At 65.2% G+C, this 21,864-nt stretch carries 18 protein-coding genes and 1 riboswitch; of the genes, 12 read left to right on the top strand and 6 right to left on the bottom strand.

Annotated features, from left to right (window positions below):
- Positions 1–190 precede the first annotated feature (190 nt).
- From AC1D02_RS07835 to AC1D02_RS07820, 4 genes are all read right to left on the bottom strand, one after another.
- Entirely contained in the window at positions 191–1,228 is a 1,038-nt protein-coding gene (locus AC1D02_RS07835; RefSeq protein WP_477315440.1) for a porin, read from the bottom strand.
- 347 nt (positions 1,229–1,575) lie between these two features.
- Positions 1,576–2,427, bottom strand: a complete 852-nt coding sequence (gene dapF / locus AC1D02_RS07830; RefSeq protein ID WP_477315438.1) for a diaminopimelate epimerase — start codon at positions 2,425–2,427, stop codon at positions 1,576–1,578.
- A gap of 18 nt (positions 2,428–2,445) precedes the next feature.
- On the bottom strand, positions 2,446–3,315 hold the full coding sequence (locus tag AC1D02_RS07825) for an LpxL/LpxP family acyltransferase (RefSeq protein ID WP_477315436.1): 870 nt from the start codon (positions 3,313–3,315) through the stop codon (positions 2,446–2,448).
- A complete protein-coding gene (locus tag AC1D02_RS07820) occupies positions 3,312–4,163 on the bottom strand; it encodes a lysophospholipid acyltransferase family protein (protein ID WP_477315434.1) in 852 nt (283 codons plus the stop codon). Before AC1D02_RS07820 ends, AC1D02_RS07825 begins: the two co-directional genes overlap by 4 nt.
- 183 nt (positions 4,164–4,346) lie before the next feature.
- Between AC1D02_RS07820 and metK the strand changes: the two genes are divergently transcribed.
- The 4 genes from metK (at position 4,347) to metF (ending at position 8,338) form a co-directional block, all read left to right on the top strand.
- Complete coding sequence (gene metK, locus AC1D02_RS07815; RefSeq protein WP_477315432.1) at positions 4,347–5,513, top strand: methionine adenosyltransferase; 1,167 nt, start codon at positions 4,347–4,349, stop codon at positions 5,511–5,513.
- A gap of 66 nt (positions 5,514–5,579) precedes the next feature.
- A riboswitch (S-adenosyl-L-homocysteine riboswitch) is annotated at positions 5,580–5,648 on the top strand.
- 26 nt (positions 5,649–5,674) lie between these two features.
- Positions 5,675–7,090 carry an adenosylhomocysteinase gene (gene ahcY, locus AC1D02_RS07810; protein WP_477315430.1) on the top strand — a complete coding sequence of 472 codons (1,416 nt, stop codon included), beginning with the start codon at positions 5,675–5,677 and terminating at the stop codon, positions 7,088–7,090.
- Between the two features lie 77 nt (positions 7,091–7,167).
- Positions 7,168–7,518, top strand: a complete 351-nt coding sequence (locus tag AC1D02_RS07805; protein WP_477315428.1) for a phage holin family protein — start codon at positions 7,168–7,170, stop codon at positions 7,516–7,518.
- Positions 7,508–8,338: a methylenetetrahydrofolate reductase [NAD(P)H] gene (metF, locus tag AC1D02_RS07800; protein ID WP_477315426.1), complete on the top strand. Its 831-nt coding sequence runs from the start codon at positions 7,508–7,510 to the stop codon at positions 8,336–8,338. Before AC1D02_RS07805 ends, metF begins: the two co-directional genes overlap by 11 nt.
- A gap of 55 nt (positions 8,339–8,393) precedes the next feature.
- On the opposite strand, the gene AC1D02_RS07795 is transcribed toward metF, so the two are convergent.
- The gene (locus tag AC1D02_RS07795) at positions 8,394–8,999 is read right to left on the bottom strand and encodes a 5-formyltetrahydrofolate cyclo-ligase (protein ID WP_477315424.1); all 606 of its coding nucleotides are present in this window, start codon (positions 8,997–8,999) and stop codon (positions 8,394–8,396) included.
- A 37-nt stretch (positions 9,000–9,036) separates the two neighbouring features.
- Between AC1D02_RS07795 and AC1D02_RS07790 the strand changes: the two genes are divergently transcribed.
- From AC1D02_RS07790 to AC1D02_RS07765, 6 genes are all read left to right on the top strand, one after another.
- Positions 9,037–10,998, top strand: a complete 1,962-nt coding sequence (locus AC1D02_RS07790) for a lytic transglycosylase domain-containing protein (protein ID WP_477315422.1) — start codon at positions 9,037–9,039, stop codon at positions 10,996–10,998.
- Between the two features lie 25 nt (positions 10,999–11,023).
- Complete coding sequence (locus AC1D02_RS07785) at positions 11,024–11,983, top strand: complex I NDUFA9 subunit family protein (protein WP_477315420.1); 960 nt, start codon at positions 11,024–11,026, stop codon at positions 11,981–11,983.
- A gap of 16 nt (positions 11,984–11,999) precedes the next feature.
- Entirely contained in the window at positions 12,000–12,716 is a 717-nt protein-coding gene (locus tag AC1D02_RS07780) for a glutathione S-transferase family protein (protein ID WP_477315418.1), read from the top strand.
- Positions 12,717–13,979: a multifunctional CCA addition/repair protein gene (locus AC1D02_RS07775; RefSeq protein WP_477315416.1), complete on the top strand. Its 1,263-nt coding sequence runs from the start codon at positions 12,717–12,719 to the stop codon at positions 13,977–13,979.
- A 145-nt stretch (positions 13,980–14,124) separates the two neighbouring features.
- Positions 14,125–15,636 (top strand): DAHL domain-containing protein, encoded by a 1,512-nt coding sequence (locus AC1D02_RS07770; RefSeq protein ID WP_477315414.1) that lies wholly within the window; start codon positions 14,125–14,127, stop codon positions 15,634–15,636.
- A 65-nt stretch (positions 15,637–15,701) separates the two neighbouring features.
- Entirely contained in the window at positions 15,702–16,370 is a 669-nt protein-coding gene (locus AC1D02_RS07765; protein ID WP_477315412.1) for an N-acetyltransferase family protein, read from the top strand.
- Positions 16,371–16,505: 135 nt separating this feature from the next.
- Here the strand turns inward: AC1D02_RS07765 and AC1D02_RS07760 are convergent, their stop codons facing one another.
- A complete protein-coding gene (locus AC1D02_RS07760; RefSeq protein ID WP_477315410.1) occupies positions 16,506–17,012 on the bottom strand; it encodes an Lrp/AsnC family transcriptional regulator in 507 nt (168 codons plus the stop codon).
- 127 nt (positions 17,013–17,139) lie between these two features.
- On the opposite strand from AC1D02_RS07760, the gene hppD reads away from it, so the two are divergent.
- A complete protein-coding gene (gene hppD, locus AC1D02_RS07755) occupies positions 17,140–18,264 on the top strand; it encodes a 4-hydroxyphenylpyruvate dioxygenase (protein WP_477315408.1) in 1,125 nt (374 codons plus the stop codon).
- Between the two features lie 33 nt (positions 18,265–18,297).
- On the top strand, positions 18,298–21,846 hold the full coding sequence (locus AC1D02_RS07750; protein ID WP_477315406.1) for an indolepyruvate ferredoxin oxidoreductase family protein: 3,549 nt from the start codon (positions 18,298–18,300) through the stop codon (positions 21,844–21,846).
- The last annotated feature ends 18 nt before the right edge of the window (positions 21,847–21,864 follow it).

The raw sequence follows: 21,864 nt of genomic DNA, 5'->3' as shown, positions 1-21,864 counted from the left end.
ACTAATTCGCCATTAACCAATATGCCATTCTTCGTATTGCTTGTACAGAAACAGTAGCCTTCCCGGCACGCAAGGTTGCGGAAAAGACACACGGTTGACAGGGGCTGAAAATGCAGCAAGGGCGAGGATGGTTGCCCATCCCCGCCCTTGTCAGGTCTGTTCCAAAGCAGGGGAAAACCCCTGCGTCGGATTAGAACGCGTGGTTGATGCCCAGTGCGTAGGTGTTGATGGTTTGCGGAACCTGCACGCCACCCTTCTTCTTCGATGCGTCCGCGTACAGGTAGGTACGCTTCGACAGGCTGTACTCGTAGCCGACCGACATCTGGCGGGTCTTGGCGACGCCGTCCGGGCTCTTCTGGCCGTAACCAGCCAGCACCTTGCCTGGGCCCATGGTGTAGTTCGCACCCAGGATCCATGCTTTGGTCGTTGGGTTGGTCAGCTTGTTGTGATCCTGGTTCTGGCGCTGGTACGAAGCCATCAGCTTCAGCTCAGGCGTTGCCCAGACCGAGCCGGCGATCGACCACAGGCGGGTTTCGACGGCATTGCGCTCGTTGGCCAGCATGAAGGCCACTGGGCCGTTCTTGTAGGTAGCGGCGATCGAGTACGGATTGACCGAACCTTCGGCGTTTGCTGGGTACTGTGGCAGTGCGGTGGTGCCTTTGCCGACGTAAGCCGGGCCCGAATTGGCTTCCTTGGTGCCGATCGTGGTGTTGATCTGGAAACCGGCGAACTCAGGCGAGTTGTAGAACAGCGCGTTCGAGAAACGGTTGGTCGAGTTGCCAGCAGGCGACAGCGGATCCGAGGTGTAACCGGCCACTTGCAGGTCGGTCTGGAAACCGGCTGGGGTCGGCAGGCCGTGGAACGGCTCGAAGGCGGTGCTCGACTCCTGGAACGCGGTCAGGCCGCGGCCCAGGCGGACCATACCGAAATCACCTTGCAGGCCGACGCGGCTCTGGCCCTGGAACAGCGGACGGGTGACGCTTTCCAGCGTGCCGGTGTCCGGCTCGTAACGAATTTCCAGTTGGAACAGTGCCTTCAGGCCATTGCCCAGTTCTTCGGTGCCTTTGAAGCCCAGGGTGTTGTTGGCGCGCTTGCCAATGGCCAGGGTCTGGTCGCTGCGCTTGACGAAGCCAGCATCGACCGTACCGTAGATCTGAACCGCTGTTTGTGCTTGTGCAACACCGGCGAACGCGCCCAGAAGTGTCAGAGCCAAAAGTGATTTTTTCATGTATCCATTCCTTAAAAGTTAATTCGAGAATCCGTTTGATGCATCATGAAGTGCCTGTTTTCCTGGACACTCGGATGCGGTGAACTATAAATGCTTGCTGCCTCAAGAATGCCGGATTGGGCAATTATGAGGGCTTCCCTTGGAAGAAAGCCAATAATTCGAATTGCGCTGTTGTATTTTTGAAACGGGGCAACATAAATCAAACATCAACGATTTATGCATTTTGACAATTCGAGGGGCGCGCGGCGGCACGCCGGCGTTTCGCCCGGCACATATATATACAAGTGATCGGCGAGCCGAAGCATGGGGTCGGGTCCGCGCGGCTGCAGTGCCACCCCAGCGTTGAATTACAGCGTGACTTCGCCCTCGAACACCGTCACCGCCGGCCCGGTCAGGAAAACCGGCGCGCCGTCGCCGGCCCACGCCACCGACAGTTCGCCGCCGCGCGCCGACACCCGCACCGGCGAGTCGAGCAGGCCGCGCCGGATGCCGGCCACCACCGCGGCGCAGGCCCCGGTGCCGCAGGCCAGCGTTTCGCCCGAGCCGCGTTCGAACACGCGCAGCCGGATGTGGCGGCGGTCGACCACCTGCATGAAGCCGGCGTTGACCCGCTTCGGAAAGCGCGGGTGATGCTCGATCAGCGGCCCGGTTTCCAGTACCGGCGCGGTCGCGGCGTCGTCGACCACCTGCACCGCGTGCGGATTGCCCATCGAAACCACGGAAAACAGCAGCTCCTTGCCGTCGATCGACAGCGGCCACACGGTGTCGCGGCCCTGCGCCACGCCTTCCAGGCCGGCGCCGTCGAACGGCACCAGCGCCGGGTCGAGCACCGGCGCGCCCATCTCGACCGTCACCGAGCCGTCGTCTTCCAGGCGCGGCGCGATGATGCCGTTCATGGTCTGCACGCGGATCGCGCGCTGGGTCGACAAGCCCTTGTCGGTGACGAACTTGACGAAGGCGCGCGCGCCGTTGCCGCATTGCTCGACTTCGCCGCCGTCGTTGTTGAAGATGCGGTAGCGGAAGTCGACGCCGTCGCTGTCGCTCTTTTGCACCACGAGGATCTGGTCGGCGCCGATGCCGAAGCGGCGATCGGCCAGCGCGGCCCATTGGCTTGCCGTCAGGTCGACCTGCTGATTGATGGCGTCGACCACGATGAAGTCGTTGCCGGCGCCGTGCATTTTGGTAAATTTAAGTTTCATGCAAACGAGTATAGCGGCTTATTTCGCGTACGGCGAAGGCTCGCCGGCGGGGCGCGTCTTGAAGCGCTTGTGGGTCCAGAAGTACTCGGCCGGCGCCTCGCGCACGCGCTCCTCGATGAAGGCGTTCATGCGGCGCGTCGCCTCGACCATGTCGTCGCCCGGATAGTCTTCCCAGGCCGGATAGAACTTCACTTGCCAGCCCTGGTAGTTGGGCAGGTAGGTCGCCACCACCGGAATCACCTTGGCGCCGGTGCTGGCGGCGATGCGCGCGGTGGCCGTCAGGGTCGCCGCCGGTACGCCGAAGAAGGGCACGAAGGGCGCGTCCTTGTCGCCGAAATCCATGTCCGGCAGCATGAAGTAGGGCATGCGCTCGCGCAGCGCGCGCAGGATCGGCTTGATGCCTTCCTGGCGCGAGAAGATCCGCACCGGCCGGAAGCGCTCGCGCCCGCGCCGCAGCACGTCGTCGAACGCCTTGTTGCTCTGCGCGACATACATCGAGCTCATGGTCGCGGCCATCGCGCACGCCGCGCCGGCCACGTCGAGGCAGACGAAGTGCGGGCACAGCACGATCACCGGTCCCGCTTCGAATTCATGCATCGGCATCGCCGGCTCGACCTTGATCAGCCGGCGCAGGCGCGGCTCCGGCGCCCACCACAGGATCGCGCGTTCCCACACGCTGCGCGAATACGCCTGGAAGTGGCGCCGCGCCAGCGCGACGCGCTCGGCCTCGGACAGTTCCGGCATGCACAGGCGCAGGTTGGTCAGGGCGATGTGGCGGCGCGACTTGAGCAGCATGAACAGCAGGCTGCCGACCGTTTCGCCGAAACGGCCCAGCAGCGGCAGCGGCAGCCAGTGCAGCAGCCACATGAAGGCGATCACGATCCTCATGGCGCCGCCTGTGGCGCGGGCGCGGCGACGCCGGCCGGCTGCTTGTAGCGGTTATAGCTCCAGAAATACTGCGCCGGGCAGCGCGCGATCAACTGCTCCATCGCGCCGTTGATCGCCGCGGCCTGCTCGGCCGGGCTGCCATCGAGCGAACCGGCGAACGGCACGAAGCGCACGATGAAGCCGCGTCCGTGCGGCAGGCGCTCGGCATAGGTCAGCAGGATGGTCGCGCCCGACATGTGCGCCAGCTTGGCCGGCAGGGTCATGGTGTAGGCGGGGCGGCCGAAGAAGGGCGCCCAGACGCCTTCGCCTTCCTGCGGCACCTGGTCGGGCAGCACGCCGATCGGCTCGCCTTTCTTCAGGCAGCGCGCGAGGATGCGCACGCCGGCCAGGTTGGCCGGCGCCAGGCGCAGGTCGGCGCGCGCGCGCGCTCCTTCCACCAGCGGCTTGAGCGCGCTTTTGCGCGGCGGGCGGTACATCACGGTCAGCGGCGTGTGTCGCGCCACTTGCTGCGCGGTAATTTCGAAACAGCCCAGGTGTGGCGTCAAAAAGACAATGCCGCGGCCGGCGGCGAGGGCGGACTGGACCAGATCGTCACCTTCCTGAAACATGTGGCGCGCCACGCGCTCGGGCTTCGCGCACCAGATGAAGGGCAGCTCGAACATCGCCTTGCCCGACTCGGCGATAGCGCGACCCAGCTCGGCGCCGAAGCCGGCGCCCTCGAGATTGGCGCGCAGGCGCCGGCGGTAGGAAGGCGAAACGAGGTAGACCACCCAGCCCAGCGCGGCGCCCAGCCGGTGCAGGGCCGACAGGGGCAGAAACGATAACAAACGGAATAGTTGAACCAGCATGACTTATGATCGGTGTTAAAAAATGGTGCGTTGCCGTACCAAAAATTCGCAAGGAGCGTAAAATACCACGTGTAGTAACCGCCGAGTTAATAGACAACTTGCGAAGCGGTATATAAATGTCGCTAAAGCGTCGCAGGCAAGAGCCCTTACTGCGACATGTTCACAACAGTAACGGGAGCTTCAATGTCCAACGACTATCTCTTCACCTCCGAATCCGTGTCCGAAGGACATCCGGACAAGGTTGCCGACCAAATTTCCGACGCCATCCTCGACGCCATCCTGGCCCAGGACCCGCGCGCGCGCGTGGCAGCCGAAACGCTGTGCAACACCGGCCTGGTGGTGCTGGCCGGTGAAATCACCACCCACGCCAACGTCGACTACATCCAGGTCGCGCGCGAAACCATCAAGCGCATCGGCTACGACAACACCGACTACGGCATCGACTACAAGGGTTGCGCCGTGATGGTCTGCTACGACAAGCAGTCGCCCGACATCGCCCAGGGCGTCGACGAGGGCGCCGGCATCGACCTCGACCAGGGCGCCGGCGACCAGGGCCTGATGTTCGGCTACGCCTGCGACGAGACGGCCGAGCTGATGCCGGCCGCGATCCACTACGCGCACCGCCTGGTCGAGCGCCAGTCGCAACTGCGCAAGGACGGCCGCCTGCCGTGGCTGCGTCCGGACGCCAAGTCGCAGGTCACGCTGCGCTACGTCAACGGCCGCCCGGTCGCGGTCGACACCGTGGTGCTGTCGACCCAGCACGCGCCGGACGTCTCGCACAGCCAGATCCAGGAAGCGGTGATCGAAGAGATCATCAAGAAGGTGCTGCCGAACGAATGGCTGGTGGGCACCAAGTACCTGGTCAACCCGACCGGCCGTTTCGTCATCGGCGGCCCGCAGGGCGACTGCGGCCTGACCGGCCGCAAGATCATCGTCGACACCTACGGCGGCGCGGCCCCGCATGGCGGCGGCGCCTTCTCCGGCAAGGACCCGACCAAGGTCGACCGCTCGGCGGCCTACGCGGCGCGCTATGTCGCCAAGAACGTCGTCGCCGCCGGCCTGGCGCGCCAGTGCCAGGTGCAGGTGTCGTACGCGATCGGCGTCGCCAGGCCGATCAACATCACGGTGTATACGGAAGGCACCGGCGTAATCCCGGACGAGAAGATCGCCGCGCTGGTGATGGAACACTTCGACCTGCGTCCGAAGGGCATCGTCCAGATGCTCGACCTGTTGCGCCCTATTTATCAGAAGAGCGCGGCCTACGGCCACTTCGGCCGCGAAGAGCCGGAGTTCCACTGGGAGCGCACCGACAAGGCCGCGATCCTGCGCGACGCCGCCGGTTTGAAGTAAGGCCTTGAAGGGTCTGACCCCGTGGGTCGGACCCTGGGGTTAACCCTTATCTGTGATAAACTTCCCCGTTCCGAGGAGCGTTGCGACGAATTCAATTTCGCCAGGCTCGGACATCTGCAACCGCGCTCACGTACCTTTTTCTCAATTGAAAGGAGGGCGTGATGAACGCCGTACTCAAAGACCTGCACGACTACCACATCGCCGACATCAGCTTGGCCGCATGGGGTAACAAAGAAATCAAGATCGCCGAAACCGAAATGCCGGGCCTGATGGCGATCCGCGAAGAATTCGCCGCCAGCCAGCCGCTCAAGGGCGCGCGCATCACCGGTTCGCTGCACATGACGATCCAGACCGCCGTGCTGATCCAGACGCTCGAAGCGCTGGGCGCGCAAGTGCGCTGGGCCTCGTGCAACATCTACTCGACCCAGGACCACGCCGCCGCCGCGATCGCCGCCGCCGGCACCCCGGTGTTCGCCGTCAAGGGCGAAACGCTGGACGAATACTGGGACTACACCCACCGCATCTTCGAGTGGCCGGGCGAAGGCGTGTACTCGAACATGATCCTCGACGACGGCGGCGACGCCACCCTGCTGCTGCACCTGGGCGCGCGCGCCGAGACCGACAGCTCGGTGCTGGACAAGCCGGGCTCGGAAGAAGAGATCTGCCTGTTCAACTCGATCAAGGCCCACCTGCAGAAGGATCCGACCTGGTACTCCAAGCGCCTGCCGCACATCATGGGCGTGACCGAAGAGACCACCACCGGCGTGCACCGCCTGTACCAGATGCACAAGGAAGGCAAGCTGGCGTTCCCGGCGATTAACGTCAACGACTCGGTCACCAAGTCGAAGTTCGACAACCTGTATGGCTGCCGCGAGTCGCTGGTCGACGGCATCAAGCGCGCCACCGACGTCATGATCGCAGGCAAGGTCGCCGTCATCGCCGGCTACGGCGACGTCGGCAAGGGCTCGGCCCAGGCCATGCGCGCGCTGTCGGCCCAGGTGTGGGTCACCGAAATAGATCCGATCTGCGCGCTGCAGGCGGCGATGGAAGGCTTCCGCGTCGTGACCATGGATTACGCGGCCGAGCACGGCGACATCTTCGTCACCTGCACCGGCAACTATCACATCCTTACCGAGCAGCACATGCTGGCGATGAAGGACCAGGCGATCGTCTGCAACATCGGCCACTTCGACAACGAGATCGATGTCGCCTCGCTCAAGAAATATGAGTGGGACAACATCAAGCCGCAGGTCGACCACGTGATCTTCCCGTCGGGCAAGCGCATCATCCTGCTGGCCGAAGGCCGCCTGGTCAACCTGGGTTGCGGCACCGGCCATCCGTCCTACGTGATGAGCTCGTCGTTCGCCAACCAGACCATCGCCCAGATCGAGCTGTTCGCCAACATCGGCAACTACCCGGTCGGCGTGTACGTGCTGCCCAAGCACCTCGACGAGAAAGTGGCGCGCCTGCAGCTGAAAAAGCTCAACGCCCAGCTGACCGTCCTGACCGACGAGCAAGCCGCTTACATCACCGTCAACAAGGAAGGCCCTTACAAGCCGGACCACTACCGCTACTAATTTAGTAGCAGCATCCCCCGGGCGCGGCGATCCCGTGCCCGGGCGTACTTCCCCCCACCACCAATCGAAGGGATCCCATGCGCCTGTTACTGACCTGGATTATCAACGCCGCCGCCCTGATGGCGCTGCCTTACCTGATGCATTCCGTCTCCTTCGACAGTATCGGCACCGCCTTCATTGCGGCGTTGGTGCTGGGATTGGTGAATACCCTGATCCGGCCCGTGCTGGTCCTGCTGACCTTGCCCGTGACCTTCCTGTCGCTCGGCCTGTTCATCCTGGTGATCAACGGATTCCTGTTCTGGGCAGTGGCGCAGATGGTAAGTGGTTTCCATGTCGCTGGATTCCTGTCGGCGATGCTCGCCGCGATCCTGTACAGCGTGATTTCGTGGGCGCTCTCGACCTTACTACTACGCAAAGATGGAAACTAATAATTTCAGCATCGAATTTTATCCGCCGAAGACGCCGGAAGGCGCCGACAAGCTGCGCATCGCGCGCGCCAAACTGGCCGCGCTGAACCCGAAGTATTTCTCGGTCACTTTCGGCGCCGGCGGCAGCACCCAGCAGGGCACGCTCGACACCGTGCTCGAGATCATCCGCGAGGGTCATGCCGCCGCGCCGCACCTGTCCTGCGTCGGCGGCTCGCGCGAGCAGATCCGCGCCATCCTGGCCGAGTTCAAGTCGCACGGCATCCGCCGGCTGGTGGCGCTGCGCGGCGACCTGCCGAGCGGCTATGGCGGCGGCAGCGAACTGCGCTACGCCAGCGACCTGGTCGAATTCATCCGCGCCGAGACGGGCGACTGGTTCCACATCGAAGTGGCCGGCTATCCGGAAATGCATCCGCAGGCGCGTTCGCCGCAGGACGATTTGCAGAACTTCGCGCGCAAGGTGAAGGCCGGCGCGAATGCCGCGATCACCCAGTATTTTTATAACGCCGACGCCTACTTCCAGTTCGTCGAGCAGACCCGCGCGCTGGGCATCGACGTGCCGATCGTGCCGGGCATCATGCCGATCACGAACTACTCGCAGCTGATGCGCTTTTCCGACATGTGCGGCGCCGAGATCCCGCGCTGGATTCGCCTGAAGCTGGCCAGCTTCGGCGATGACAGCGTGTCGATCAAGGCCTTCGGCGTGGATGTGGTCACCAGCCTGTGCGAACGCCTGTTGCAGGGCGGCGCGCCCGGCCTGCACTTCTACAGCATGAACCAGGCCGGCGCCACCAGCGCGGTCTGGCAGCGCCTGGCGGATTAAGATCTGGGGTCAGGTCCGCCGGACCTGACCCCGTTTTTGCAAGCCGCCGCGTGAATCACCCTAGTTCCGTAATGACCCGATCCATCGCGATGTCATGCGGCGCAATCGCAAACTCCGCCGCCAGGCACGAATACGCAATCCCCAGCGTGATCGGCCGCGGATGCGCCTCCAGCGTCCGATCGTAAAACCCGCCGCCATATCCGAGCCGGTAGCCTTCCGCATTGAACCCCAGGCACGGCACCAGCATCGCCGGCGGCCGCGCCACCATCCTCAACGCCTGCGGCACCGCGATCCCCATCTCGTCCCGATGCATCGCCTCGCCCGGCGCCCATTCGGCAAACGCGAGCGCGGCATCGCGCGCCACCACCACCGGCAGGGCCAGGCGTACGCCGTTTTTCGCCAGTTCGGCATATGCTATTGCTAAGTCCGCTTCACCGCGCAAGGGCCAGTACACGGCCAGCGCCGGCACCGGCTGCGCGCGCCACCACGCCAGCAGATGCTCGCCGATGGCGCTGTCCCAGGCGCGTTTTTGCGCAGGTTCGATGGCCGCGCGCGCCGCGGCGAGCGAGCGGCGCAAAGCGGCCTTGGCCGATTGCGCATCGCTTGCGCCGGATGCTGGCTGCGCGGCGGGGCCGCGTGGTATTCTAGTTTGGCCGGTCATGGGCTCGAATGTAAGTAATAAGAGAGTTTGGAGATTGATGTTTTCGTCGAAAATATTCGCCGTCGCTGTTCTTGCCGGATCCTGCACCTTGTCGTTCGCCGCCGCGCAGGAACCTGCGCCCGCGCCAGCACCGGCTGCTGCCGATACCCGCGCCGAAGACGACGCCTTCCTGCTGCTGCGCGAAGCGGCGCGCCAGGATGACGCAGTGGCAGCGGCCACCTACGCGGCCCGCCTTCCCAACTACGCGATCCCTTCCTACGTCGACTATTATCGGCTGAAACCGCGCATCCGCGACGCTCAGGCCGATGAAATTCGCGCTTTCCTGACCAAGTGGCAGGGCAGCGCGATCGCCGACCGCATGCGCAACGACTGGCTGCTCGAACTCGGGCGCAACCGCGACTGGGTCAATTTCGACCAGCAGTTGCCGCTGTTCGTCCTCAACGACGACACCCAGGTCAAGTGCTACGCGCTGATGTCGCGCGCCGTCAAAGGCGAGCGCGTCGCCGCCGATGCGCGCGCGCTGCTGCAGAACCCGCCCGGCTACGGCGAGGCCTGCGCTTCGCTGGTGGCCACGCTGGCGCAGGCCGGCCAGTTCGACACCAACGACCTTCTGGCGCAGCTGCGCCTGGCCGGCGAGCAGCACGCCACCGGTCCGGCGCGCCGCACCGCCGCGCTGCTCGGCGCCTCCGAAACGCACGCCGCGCAGGCCGTCGACTTCCCCGCGCTGGCGATGGCGCGCGGCGTCGGCGCCAGCCGCGCCGACCACGAAATCTACCTGGTCGCAGTCGGCCGCATGGCGCGCACCAGCGTCAAGCTGGCGGCCATCGGACTCAATAAGAATGCCGCGAAACTGAGCCCGACCGAGCTTGCGACCGGCTGGGCCAACATCGCGCTGGCCGCGTCGATGACGCTGGCGCCTGAGGCGTCCGGCTACTGGAAAAAATCGACCGGCGCGCCGCTCTCGCAGGACCAGCTGCAGTGGAAAACCCGCATCGCGCTGCGCGAAGGCGACTGGAAAACCGTGCGCGCCACGATCGACGCGATGCCGCCGCAACTGCGCGCCGACCCCACCTGGACTTACTGGATGGCGCGCGCGATGGCGGCGGAAGGGGGGCGCGAGGCCGCGCAGGCGCTGTACACCCGCATCGCCGACCAGAACAGTTTCTACGGCCAGCTGGCGATGGAGGAGCTGGGCCAGCAGGTGGCGATTCCACCGCCCGGCGCGCCGCTGACCGCCGCCGAAATCGCGCCGATGAGCGCCAATCCGGGCCTGCGCCGCGCGCTCAAGTTCTTCAGCCTGCGCCTGCGTTTCGAAGGCACGCGCGAATGGAACTGGGAGCTGCGCAAGTTCGGCGAGCGCGAGCTGCTGGCCGCGGCGGAATTCGCGCGCCAGAACGAGATCCTCGACCGCATGGTCAACACCTCCGAGCGCACACGCACCGAGTTCGATTACACCCAGCGCTTCCCGTCGCCGCACAACGACATCCTGCAGCCGACCACCCAGAATCTCGGCCTCGACCGCGCCTGGGTTTATGGCCTGATCCGCCAGGAGTCGCGCTTCGTCACCGACGCGCGTTCCGGCGTCGGCGCCTCCGGCCTGATGCAGGTGATGCCGTCGACCGGCCAGTACGTCGCCAGGAAGATAGGCCTGACCGACTTCGTGCACAGCATGCTGTCGGACCTGCGCACCAACATCCTGCTCGGCGCGAACTACATGAACATGGTGCTGGCCAACGCCGACGGCTCGCAACCGCTCGCCAGCGCCGCCTACAACGCCGGCCCGGGCCGCGCCCGCACCTGGCGCTCCACGCTCAACGGCCCGATGGAAGGCGCGATCTTCGCCGAGTCGATCCCGTATCCGGAGACCCGGACCTACGTCAAGAACGTGCTGTCGAACGCGACCAATTACGCGGCGCTGTTCGAGCGCAAGCCGCAATCGCTGAAGGCCCGCCTTGGCGTCGTCACGCCGAACGGAGCGCGCGCCAATCAGCTTCCCTGACATTTCCACCCGAGGCGAAACTCACATGAGAGAAATGAAGGTAGTAGTGTTCGGGGGCTCCGGCTTCATCGGCAGCCATCTGGTCGCGCAGCTGGCCGCGGAAGGCGCGCGCGTGGTGGTGCCGACCCGGCGCCTGGACCGCGCGCGCCACCTGACCTTCCTGCCCGGCGTCGAACTGGTCGAGACCGACATCGGCAAGGACTCGCTGGCGCCGCTGCTCGAAGGCGCCGACGCCGCCATCAACATGGTCGGCGTGCTGTACTCGAAACCGGGCACGCCGTGGGGGCCGCAGTTCGCCCATGCGCACGTCGAGATCCCGCGCCGCATCGTCGCCGCCTGCGCCGCCGCCGGCGTGCCGCGCTACCTGCACCAGAGCGCGCTGGGCGCCGATCGGGACGGCCCGTCGATGTATCAGCGCTCGAAGGCCGAGGGCGAAGTGCAGGCGCGCACCGAGGAATCGGTCGCCGCGACCATCTTCCGGCCGTCGGTGGTGTTCGGGCCGGGCGACCATTTCCTCAACATGTTCGCGTCCTTGCAGCGCTGGCTGCCGGTGATTCCGCTGGCCTGCGGCGGCGCCGAATTCCAGCCGGTGTACGTGGGCGACGTGGCGCAGGCCTACATCCACGCGCTGAAGGATCCCAAGACGCGCCACCTGGTGTTCGGCCTGGGCGGCCCGTCGATGTACACGCTGACGGAGCTGGTGCGCCTCGCCGGGCGCTGGTCGCATCACGAGCGCCCGATCATCGAACTGCCCAACGCGCTGGCGCGCCTGCAGGCGATGATCTTCGAGCTGATGCCCGGCACGCCCCTGATGAGCCGCGACAATCTCGACTCGATGAAATGCGATAACGTGCTCGATCCGGCGATCCAGGCCTTGACAGCGTCCACGCTCGGAATCAAGCTGACGGCGCTGGAGGCGGTGGCGCCGAATTACCTGTCGCCGCACGAACGCTTCGACGAATTCCGCGCCCGCGCAGGGCGCTAATCCACGTAACGGACCTATGCAGACCACAGAACTCGATCCGGCCTTGTCGCAAGCGCTGGGCAGCGCGAAGAACCCCGGCCTGACGCTCGTCATCGGCAACAAGAACTATTCGTCGTGGTCGATGCGGCCCTGGGTGGCGCTGACCGCGTTCGGCATCCCGTTCAACGAAGTGCGCGTGCTGCTCGACCAGCCCGACACCTCCGCCCGCATCGCCGAGTATTCCGGCGCCGGGCGCGTGCCGGTGCTGGTTGCGGGCGACATGACGATCTGGGACAGCCTGGCGATCTGCGAATACGTCGCCGAGCAGTTTCCCGACCTGCACCTGTGGCCGCAGGACGTCGCCGCGCGCGCGATGGCGCGTTCGATCACCGCCGAGATGCACTCGGGCTTCGCCGGCCTGCGCAACGCGATGTCGATGAGCATCCGCGCCAGCCTGCCGGGCCGCGGCCGCACGCCCGAAGCGCTGGGCGACATCGGCCGCGTCTGCGAAATCTGGGAGGAATGCCTGTCGCGCTTCGGCCACCACCAGTTCCTGTTCGGCTCCTTCTCGATCGCCGACGCGTTCTACGCACCCGTCGTGATGCGCTTCAAGACCTACGGCGTGTCGCTGGCGCCGGCGCTGCAGGCCTACTGCGACCGCGTGCAGGCCCATCCCGCGGTGGCGCGCTGGGTGCGCGAGGCGCTGGCCGAAACCGAAGTCGCCGCCTTCCACGACGACGAACTGCCGGAATAAATGAAAACTTATGTAGTCGGCGGCGCGGTGCGCGACGAACTGCTCGGCTTGCCGGTCAAGGATCACGACTGGGTGGTCGTCGGCGCCACGCCGGAGCAGATGGTCGCGCAGGGCTTTCGGCCGGTCGGCAAGGACTTTCCCGTATTCCTGCACCCCAAAACGCAGGAGGAGTATGCGCTGGCGCGCACCGAGCGCAAGACCGCGCCGGGCTACCACGGCTTCGTGTTCCACACCGCGCCCGACGTCACGCTGGAAGACGACCTGGTGCGGCGCGACCTGACCATCAACGCGATTGCGCGCGCCGAGGACGGCACGCTGACCGATCCGTTCAACGGCCAGGCCGACATACGCGCCAAAGTATTCCGCCACGTGTCCGACGCGTTTGCCGAAGACCCGGTGCGCATCCTGCGCATCGCCCGCTTCGCCGCGCGCTTCCCCGAATTTACCGTCGCACCGGAGACGCTGGCGCTGATGCGCCGGATGGTCGAGCATGGCGAAGTCGATGCGCTGGTCGCCGAGCGCGTGTGGCAGGAAGTGGCGCGCGGGCTGATGGAGGCGACGCCGTCGCGCATGCTCGCGGTGCTGCGCGACTGCGGCGCCCTTGCGCGCATCATGCCGGAGCTCGACGCCTTGTGGGGCGTGCCGCAGCCGGCGCTGCACCATCCCGAGATCGACACAGGCTTGCACATGATGCTGGTGGTCGACCATGCCGCGTCGCGCGGCTTCGACCTGTGCGTGCGCTTCGCCGCGCTGATGCACGACCTGGGCAAGGGCGCTACGCCGCCCGAGAACTGGCCGGCGCACCATGGCCATGAGGGACTGGGACTCAAGCTGATCGAAGCGCTGTGCAAGCGCCTGAAGGTGCCCAGCGAATGCCGTGAATTGGCCTTGATGACGGCGCGCGAGCACGGCAACGTCAGCCGCGCCGGGATTTTGCGGGCCAATACCATCGTCACGTTGTTCGAGCGCTGCGACGCGTTCCGCAAGCCGCAACGTTTCGAACAGATGCTGCTGGCGTCGGAGTGCGATTTCCGCGGAAGGGGCGGCGAAGGCGATGACTTCGCGACCCGGCCGTATCCCCAGGCGCCATATCTGCTTGCGGCGCTGACGGCGGCGCGCGCTGTGGACGCCGGCGCGGTGGCGGCCAAATATGCCGACAAGCCGGAGCGCATCAAGGAAGCGGTGCACAAGGCGCGCGTCAGCGCAGTCAAAAATGAAATCAGGCCCGCCGGACCGGGCCCCGACGACACCGACGACGCGTGAGGCGGGCGGGGGGGCAGGTCCTGCGCCGCCTGACCCCATTCGTAAGCACACGTAAGCGTCCCCGCCGCCGCTGTCCTTAGCTGCTATTCTCATGATTCGCCTGTACGCTTCACCCGATCATGATCTTCTCTCAATCCTCATACCGATGACGCCGCGCCGCCGCACTTCGGTCATCCTGCTGCTGATCGCGCTGGCGCTGTTGCTCGGTTTCCTGTTCAATCGCACCACCGCCGTCGACCTCGGCGCGCAGAACCGCGTGATGCTGAACCTGCGCGAGCTCGAGAAGATCGACGCGCAGTGGAACGCCAGCATCCTGCGCGCGCGCATCGGCATCGACACCAACTACGACGCGCTGGCCGCGCCGTTGCCGCGCATCCGCCAGATCGAACGCAGCCTGGCCAACGCGCTGACGATGACGCGCGGCGCCGCCGCGCCCGAGGCTTACGCGCAGCTGGTTTCTTCGCTGGAGGAGAAGGAGCGCCTGGTCGCGCAGTTCAAAACCGGCAACGCCGTGCTGCGCGAAGCGATGACCGCGCTGCCGGCGCAAATCACCGACCTCAAGACCGAGCTGACCGGCATCGAAGGCGCACTGGTGCCGTCGCGCACCGTGCTGGCGCTGGACGTCGCCCTGAACCTGCTGCTCACCGATATCCTGCGCTTCAACCTGGCGCCCGAGGTCGCGCTGTCCCAGCGCATCGAAACCACGCTGGGAACCATGCTGGTTCAGAAGGCGGCGTTTTCGCCGGCCGTCGGCGAACGCATCGACCGGCTGCTGCGCGATGCGCGCGCCGTGCTGCGCTACCGGCCGCAGGAAAACGCCATCGAAGCGGCGATCGGCAAGACCGGCACCGGCGAGGCGATCGAACGGCTGTCGCAGCAGTTCGACAAGGCCTTCGACGATGTGCTGACCCAGAAACAGCGCTACCGCACCTGGCTGTTCGCCTACTCCGGCCTGCTGCTGGTGCTGCTGGTGGTCGCGGCGCGCCGGCTGGTGGGCACCTGGCGCCTGCTCGGCGTGGCCAACCGCCGCCTGCGCTCGGCCAACGAAACGCTGGAAGCGCGCGTGGCCCAGCGCACTGCCGAACTCGAAGCGCAGTCGGCCCGGCTGGAGGAGCTGGCGCACCACGACGGCCTGACCGGCCTGGTGAACTACGCTTACCTGACTCGCCTGCTGGAGCACGCGCTGATCCGCGCGGGCCGGCGCGGCACCACGGTGTGCGTGATGTTCTTCGACCTCGATGGCTTCAAGGCTGTCAACGACACTTATGGCCACGGCACCGGCGACCTGGTGCTGCGCGAAGTGGCGCAACGGGTACAGGCCAGGTTGCGCAAGGAAGACGTGCTGGCGCGCCTGGGCGGCGACGAATTCGTCATCCTGCTCGAAGAAGTGGTGTCGCGCGACGGCGCGATGCGGGTGGCCCAGCTGGCGCTCGACGAGATCCGCGGCATCACCGAGGCGGGCGGCCACCGGATCGCCATCTCGGCCAGCATCGGCATCAGCAGCGCGCACGGCCAGGCCGGCGCGGACCGCGGCGCGCAGGCGCTGGTGGCCGAGGCCGACCAGGCGATGTACCGCACCAAGCAGGCCGGCAAATCGGGATTCAGCTTCAGTCCGCAGGCGCAATGGCCCGAACAGCAGGCGGCCGAAGCCGGCTAAGGGTGCGCCTCGCATCGCCCGATAATGGTATATTGCTGCGTTGCACAATATTGTCGGAGAGCCTGATGGTCACGCGAATTTTCGAGAACCCGCTCAGCGAATGGCTGCAGTCGCGCCAGGGCAAACCGTCGCGTCCGACGGTGCGGGTGAAGGAGCTGGAGGAGCGCGACCGGCACCGGATGCTCAAGCATTTCATGGCACTTGACGATAGTGATCGCTTACTCCGGTTCGGCACGGTGCTGCCGGACGAGCAGGTGGCCGCCTATGTGAACAAGATCGATTTCGCGCGCGACAAGGTCTACGGCGTCTACAACCGGGTGTTCAAACTGGTCGCGGTCGGGCATCTGGCGTTCGCGCCGAACGAGCAGCTGACGTCGGCCAGCGCGGTGACGACCAAGGACAAGGTGGCCGAATTCGGCGTCTCGGTGTCGGCCAGCGCGCGCGGCCTGGGCATCGGCTCAAAGCTGTTCCAGCGCGCCGCCATCCACTGCCGCAACAACGACGTCGACACTTTATATATGCAGTGCCTGTCGTCGAACCAGACCATGATGCACATCGCGAAGAAGGCCGGCATGCAGATCAAGCGCGAGTACGGCGAGGCCGACGCCTACCTGCAACTGCCGCCGCCCAGTCCGGGCACCGTGCTGCAGGAGGCGCTGGAAGAGCAGTCCGCGACGATCGACTACATTTTCAAGGCTAACCGGCGCGCCGCGGTGAAGTGGTTCGAGAGTTAGCTTGTCGTTGTTGATTGTCGTTCCAGCGAAGGCTGGAATCTATACTGAGGATGATCTGTGGCGCCATAAGCGCTAGCTCGGTATAGGTTCCAGCCTGCGCTGGAAGTCGTTTCCGCCAATGGCGGGAACGACAAACTAAACCAGCGGCAGCGCCGTCGTGTCCTTGATCCGCTGCAGCGCAAAGCTCGACTTCACGTCCGCCACCGCGGGGTGGATCAGCAGTGTCTTCATCATGAACCGCGAAAAGTGCTCCATGTCCTCGACGTGCACCCGCAGCAGGTAATCCATTTCTCCCGTCATCGCGTAGCACGCCACCACCTCCGGCCAGTCTTCGACCGACTCGGCGAAGTCCGCGTGGGGCGAACTCGATGTGCGCTTGGCGCCGGCCGCATTCGACCCTTCGCTGTGCTTTTCCAGCCGCACGTTGACGTAAGCGAGCAGCCCGAGCCCGATCTGCCCCGGGTCGAGCAGCGCCACGTACTGCCGGATCACGCCCGCTTCCTCCAGCCGCTTGATGCGCCGCAGGCACGGAGAGGGCGACAGGCTGACGGCATCCGCGATATCCTGGTTCGATGCCCGCCCATCCGATTGCAAAATTGCAAGAATTTTGCGATCTGTTTTATCCAGCTCGATTTTTGACATATTTTCTCCGATTCGCGCCATTTTACGCAATTTTATTGCGCCTGTGGGGCGGTGAGGGGCATTGATTGGAATTAAATGCCCAGGCCTCCGCACTATACTGTGCGCTACAAAAATCCAGGAGACAGCCATGCAATTCCAGCCTTGGGACAACCCGATGGGCACCGACGGTTTCGAGTTCGTCGAATACGCGGCGCCGGATCCGAAAGCGATGGGCGCACTGTTCGAGCAGATGGGCTTCGCCGCCATCGCGCGCCACCGCCACAAGGACGTGACCCTGTATCGCCAGGGCGAGATCAACTTCATCATCAACGCCGAGCCGGATTCGTTCGCGCAGCGCTTCGCGCGCCAGCACGGACCGTCGGTGTGCGCGATCGCCATCCGCGTGAACGACGCCGCGATGGCTTACCGCCGCGCGCTCGAACTGGGCGCCTGGGGCTTCGACAACAAGAACGGCCCGATGGAACTGAACATCCCGGCCATCAAGGGCGTGGGCGACTCGCTGCTGTACTTCGTCGACCGCTGGCGCGGCAAGAGCGCCGCCGCGGGGGCGCAGCCAGGCGCCATCGGCGACATCAGCATCTACGACGTCGACTTCGTCGCCATCCCGGGCGCCAACGCCAACCCGGTCGGCAGCGGCCTGACCTACATCGACCACCTGACCCACAACGTGCACCGCGGCCGCATGAAGGAATGGGCGGCGTTCTACGAGAACCTGTTCAACTTCCGCGAGATCCGCTACTTCGACATCGCCGGCAAGCACACCGGCCTGAAGTCGAAGGCGATGACTTCGCCGTGCGGGAAAATCCGCATCCCGATCAATGAGTCGTCCGACGACAAGTCGCAGATTGCCGAATACCTCGACCAGTACCACGGCGAAGGCATCCAGCACATCGCGCTGGGCACCGACGACATCTATTCGTCGATCCAGAAGATGCGCGACAGCGGCATCGCCTTCCAGGACACCATCGAGACCTACTACGAGCTGGTGAACCGCCGCCTGCCGTCGCACGGCGAGAACCTCGACGAGCTGCGCCGCTTGCGCATCCTGATCGACGGCCAGAGCAACGAGACCGAGCGCGAACTGCTGCTGCAGATCTTCACGCAAAACGTGATCGGCCCGATCTTTTTCGAAATCATCCAGCGCAAGGGCGACCAGGGTTTCGGCGAAGGCAATTTCCGCGCGCTGTTCGAGTCGATCGAACTCGACCAGATCAAGCGCGGCGTCCTGCAAGTCAAGCCGCAAGAAGCATAAGCACCACAGCATAGAGAACACGGAGACACCTGTATGAACGCACCACTAGACCGATCGCAGCTCGAGCCCCAGCCGTCGCACGAAATTTCGCTCGACGACAAATGGACGCTCGAACGCGGCCGCGCCTTCATGACCGGCACCCAGGCGCTGATCCGCCTGCCGATGATGCAGCGCGAGCGCGACGTGGCAGCGGGCCTGAACACCGCCGGCTATATCACCGGCTACCGCGGCTCGCCCGTCACTTCGGTCGACATGACCGCGATGAAGGCCAGGAAGCACCTCGAAGCGCACCATGTCCATTTTCACCCTGGCATGAACGAGGACCTGGCCGCCACCGCGGTGTGGGGCACCCAGCAGACCAACCTGTTCAAGGACGCCAAGTACGACGGCGTGTTCTCGATGTGGTACGGCAAGGGCCCGGGCGTCGACCGCTGCGGCGACGTGTTCAAGCACGCCAACGCGGCCGGCAGCTCGAAGTTTGGCGGCGTCGTGGTGCTGGCGGGCGACGACCATGCAGCCAAGTCGTCGTCCACCGCGCACCAGTCGGACCACATCCTCAATGCCTGCGGCATCCCGGTGCTGTATCCGTCGTCGGTGCAGGAGTACATCGACTACGGCCTGCACGCGTGGGCGATGAGCCGCTACAGCGGCCTGTGGGTGTCGATGAAGTGCGTCACCGACATCATCGAATCGGGCGCCGTGGTCGACTTCGATCCGGACCGCGTGCAGATCGTCACGCCGACCGACGTCGAGCTGCCTGCCGGCGGCCTGAATATCCGCTGGCCGGACGCCATCCTGGACCAGGAAGTCCGGATGAACAACTACAAGTGGTACGCCGCGCTGGCCTATGCGCGCGCCAACAAGCTTAACAAGATCATCTGGGACAGCCCAAAGCCGAAGATCGGCATCATCACCGCCGGCAAATCCTACCTGGACACGCGCCAGGCGCTGGCCGACCTGGGCATCGACGAGCAGGCCGCGGCCGACATCGGCATCCGCCTGTACAAGATCGGCATGACCTGGCCGCTCGAAGCGGACGGCGTGCACGAATTCGCCAAGGGCCTCGACGAGATCCTGGTGGTCGAAGAGAAGCGCCAGATCCTCGAGTACGCGCTGAAGGAAGCGCTGTACAACCTGCCGGACGGCCAGCGTCCGCGCGTGGTCGGCAAGTTCGACGACACCGGCGAGTGGAACAACCATGGCAACACCGGCCACGGCGACTGGCTGCTGCCGGCGACCTATGAGCTGAACCCGGCGCTGATCGCGCGCGCCATCGCCAGCCGCATCTCGCACTACTGCGCCGGCCATCCGGTCGAGCAGCGCGTCAAGGAACGCATCGCCTTCCTCGAAGCGAAAGAGCTGGTGCTCAAGAACGTCAACGTCAAGCCGAATCCCGAAACCGACCGCACCCCGTTCTTCTGCTCGGGCTGTCCGCACAATTCGTCGACCAAAGTGCCGGAAGGCTCGCGCGCGCTGGCCGGCATCGGCTGCCACTACATGGTGCTGTGGATGGATCGCGAGACTTCGACCTTCACCCATATGGGCGCCGAAGGCGTCACCTGGGTCGGCCAGGCGCCGTTCACCAACGAGAAGCACGTCTTCACCAACCTGGGCGACGGCACCTACTTCCACTCGGGGATCCTGGCGATCCGCGCGGCGGTGGCGGCCAAGGTCAACATCACCTACAAGATCCTGTTCAACGACGCGGTCGCGATGACCGGCGGCCAGGAGTTCGACGGTCCGCTCGATCCGGGCATGATCAGCCGCCAGATCGCGGCCGAAGGCGTTGGCCCGATCATTGTCGTCACCGACGAACCGGAAAAGTACCCGGCCGATTACAAGTGGGCCGAAGGCGTCACCGTGCGCCATCGCAGCGAGTTGATGGACGTGCAGCGCGAACTGCGCGACTGCCCGGGCGTGTCGGCAATGATCTACGACCAGACCTGCGCTTCCGAGAAGCGTCGCCGCCGGAAGAAGGGCGAGTACCCCGATCCGGCCAAGCGCGCCGTGATCAACGAAGCGGTCTGCGAAGGCTGCGGCGACTGCTCGGTGCAGTCGAACTGCCTGTCGGTCGAGCCGCTCGAGACCGAACTGGGTCGCAAGCGCCAGATCAACCAGTCGTCGTGCAACAAGGACTTCTCGTGCACCACCGGCTTCTGCCCGAGCTTCGTGACCGTCGAAGGCGGCGCACTGAAAAAGCCGAAGAAGGCCGCCACTGCTGAAGCCGCGCCGCCCGCATTGCCGGCGCCTGCGCTGCCTGGCACCTCGGAGCCGTACGGCATCCTGATTACCGGTATCGGCGGCACCGGCGTCGTCACCGTCGGCCAGATCCTGGCGATGGCGGCGCACGTCGAAGGCAAGGGCGCGATCGTGCTCGACATGAGCGGTCTGGCCCAGAAGGGCGGCCCGGTGATGTCGCACGTGCGGCTGGCCGACAAGCAGTCCGACCTGCACTCGACCCGCGTCGGCACCGGCAGCGCCGACCTGGTGATCGGCTGCGACCTGATCGTCACCGCCAGCCGCGACGCGCTGTCGCGCATGGGCGAAGGCCGCACCTGGGCCGCGATCAATTCGACCGGCTCCTCGACCGCGGCGTTCGTCAAGAACCCGGACTGGCAGTTCCCGGGCGCGAGCTCGCAGGCCGAAATCGTCAAGGCCTGCGGCAGCGAGCAGGTCGATTTCGTCGACGCCGGCAAGATCGCCACCGCGCTGATGGGCGACTCGATCGCCACCAACATGTTCATGCTCGGCTACGCGTGGCAGAAGGGCCATGTGCCGTTGACCGAAGCGTCGATCATGAAGGCGATCGAACTCAATGGCGTGGCAGTCGGCTTCAACAAGTCGGCGTTCACGTGGGGCCGCACGGCCGCGCACGACCTGCCGTCACTGGTCAAGATGACGACGCCGGCCCAGGTCATCGAGTTCAAGCGCACGCAATCGCTGGACGACATCATCAAGCGTCGCGTCGAGCTGCTGACCGCCTACCAGGACAGCGCCTACGCCGGCCAGTACAAGGCGTTCGTCGACCAGGTGCGCGCGGCAGAGGCGAAGCTGGGCAAGGGCACGCGCCTGGCCGAAGCGGTCGCGCGCTACTTCTACAAGCTGATGGCGTACAAGGACGAGTATGAAGTCGCGCGCCTGTACACCGATGGCGCGTTCAAGGCGAAAATCGCCGGCATGTTCGAAGGCGACATCAAGCTCAAGTTCCACCTCGCGCCGCCGCTGTTCGCCAAGCACGACAAGCAGGGCCACCTGGTCAAGCAGGAATTCGGTCCGTGGATGATGAAGGCGTTCGGCCTGATGGCGAAGCTGAAGGGCTTGCGCGGCGGTCCGCTCGACATCTTCGGCTACACCGCCGAGCGTCGCATGGAGCGCGCGCTGATTGGCGATTATCGCCAGACCGTGGGCGGCCTGCTGGGCAAGCTCAATGCGGACAACCTGTCGCAGGCAGTGGCGATCGCCAGCATCCCGGAAGACATTCGCGGCTACGGCCACGTCAAGGAGCGCCACCTGCGCGCGGCCAAATCGAAGGAAGCGGCGCTGATCGCGGCTTTCGATGCGCCGGTGGTGAACGCGGCGTAACGACGTAAAAATAAAGAA

This window comes from Massilia sp. P1_C10, assembly GCF_056406475.1.
The sequence above is the reverse complement of the archived record's forward strand: the minus strand, read 5'-3'. Positions and strand labels throughout refer to the sequence as shown.

Bases quoted from the DNA above. Each gene is read 5' to 3' on its own strand.
- AC1D02_RS07805 (WP_477315428.1), top strand. From the start codon at position 7,168: ATGCGCCTGTTACTGACCTGGATTATCAACGCCGCCGCCCTGATGGCG.
- dapF (WP_477315438.1), bottom strand. From the start codon at position 2,427: ATGAAACTTAAATTTACCAAAATGCACGGCGCCGGCAACGACTTCATC.
- AC1D02_RS07770 (WP_477315414.1), top strand. From the start codon at position 14,125: ATGACGCCGCGCCGCCGCACTTCGGTCATCCTGCTGCTGATCGCGCTG.
- AC1D02_RS07820 (WP_477315434.1), bottom strand. From the start codon at position 4,163: ATGCTGGTTCAACTATTCCGTTTGTTATCGTTTCTGCCCCTGTCGGCC.
- AC1D02_RS07785 (WP_477315420.1), top strand. From the start codon at position 11,024: ATGAGAGAAATGAAGGTAGTAGTGTTCGGGGGCTCCGGCTTCATCGGC.
- AC1D02_RS07760 (WP_477315410.1), bottom strand. From the start codon at position 17,012: ATGTCAAAAATCGAGCTGGATAAAACAGATCGCAAAATTCTTGCAATT.
- metF (WP_477315426.1), top strand. From the start codon at position 7,508: ATGGAAACTAATAATTTCAGCATCGAATTTTATCCGCCGAAGACGCCG.
- AC1D02_RS07765 (WP_477315412.1), top strand. From the start codon at position 15,702: ATGGTCACGCGAATTTTCGAGAACCCGCTCAGCGAATGGCTGCAGTCG.
- AC1D02_RS07775 (WP_477315416.1), top strand. From the start codon at position 12,717: ATGAAAACTTATGTAGTCGGCGGCGCGGTGCGCGACGAACTGCTCGGC.
- AC1D02_RS07780 (WP_477315418.1), top strand. From the start codon at position 12,000: ATGCAGACCACAGAACTCGATCCGGCCTTGTCGCAAGCGCTGGGCAGC.
- hppD (WP_477315408.1), top strand. From the start codon at position 17,140: ATGCAATTCCAGCCTTGGGACAACCCGATGGGCACCGACGGTTTCGAG.
- AC1D02_RS07750 (WP_477315406.1), top strand. From the start codon at position 18,298: ATGAACGCACCACTAGACCGATCGCAGCTCGAGCCCCAGCCGTCGCAC.
- AC1D02_RS07795 (WP_477315424.1), bottom strand. From the start codon at position 8,999: ATGACCGGCCAAACTAGAATACCACGCGGCCCCGCCGCGCAGCCAGCA.
- AC1D02_RS07825 (WP_477315436.1), bottom strand. From the start codon at position 3,315: ATGAGGATCGTGATCGCCTTCATGTGGCTGCTGCACTGGCTGCCGCTG.
- AC1D02_RS07790 (WP_477315422.1), top strand. From the start codon at position 9,037: ATGTTTTCGTCGAAAATATTCGCCGTCGCTGTTCTTGCCGGATCCTGC.
- ahcY (WP_477315430.1), top strand. From the start codon at position 5,675: ATGAACGCCGTACTCAAAGACCTGCACGACTACCACATCGCCGACATC.
- AC1D02_RS07835 (WP_477315440.1), bottom strand. From the start codon at position 1,228: ATGAAAAAATCACTTTTGGCTCTGACACTTCTGGGCGCGTTCGCCGGT.
- metK (WP_477315432.1), top strand. From the start codon at position 4,347: ATGTCCAACGACTATCTCTTCACCTCCGAATCCGTGTCCGAAGGACAT.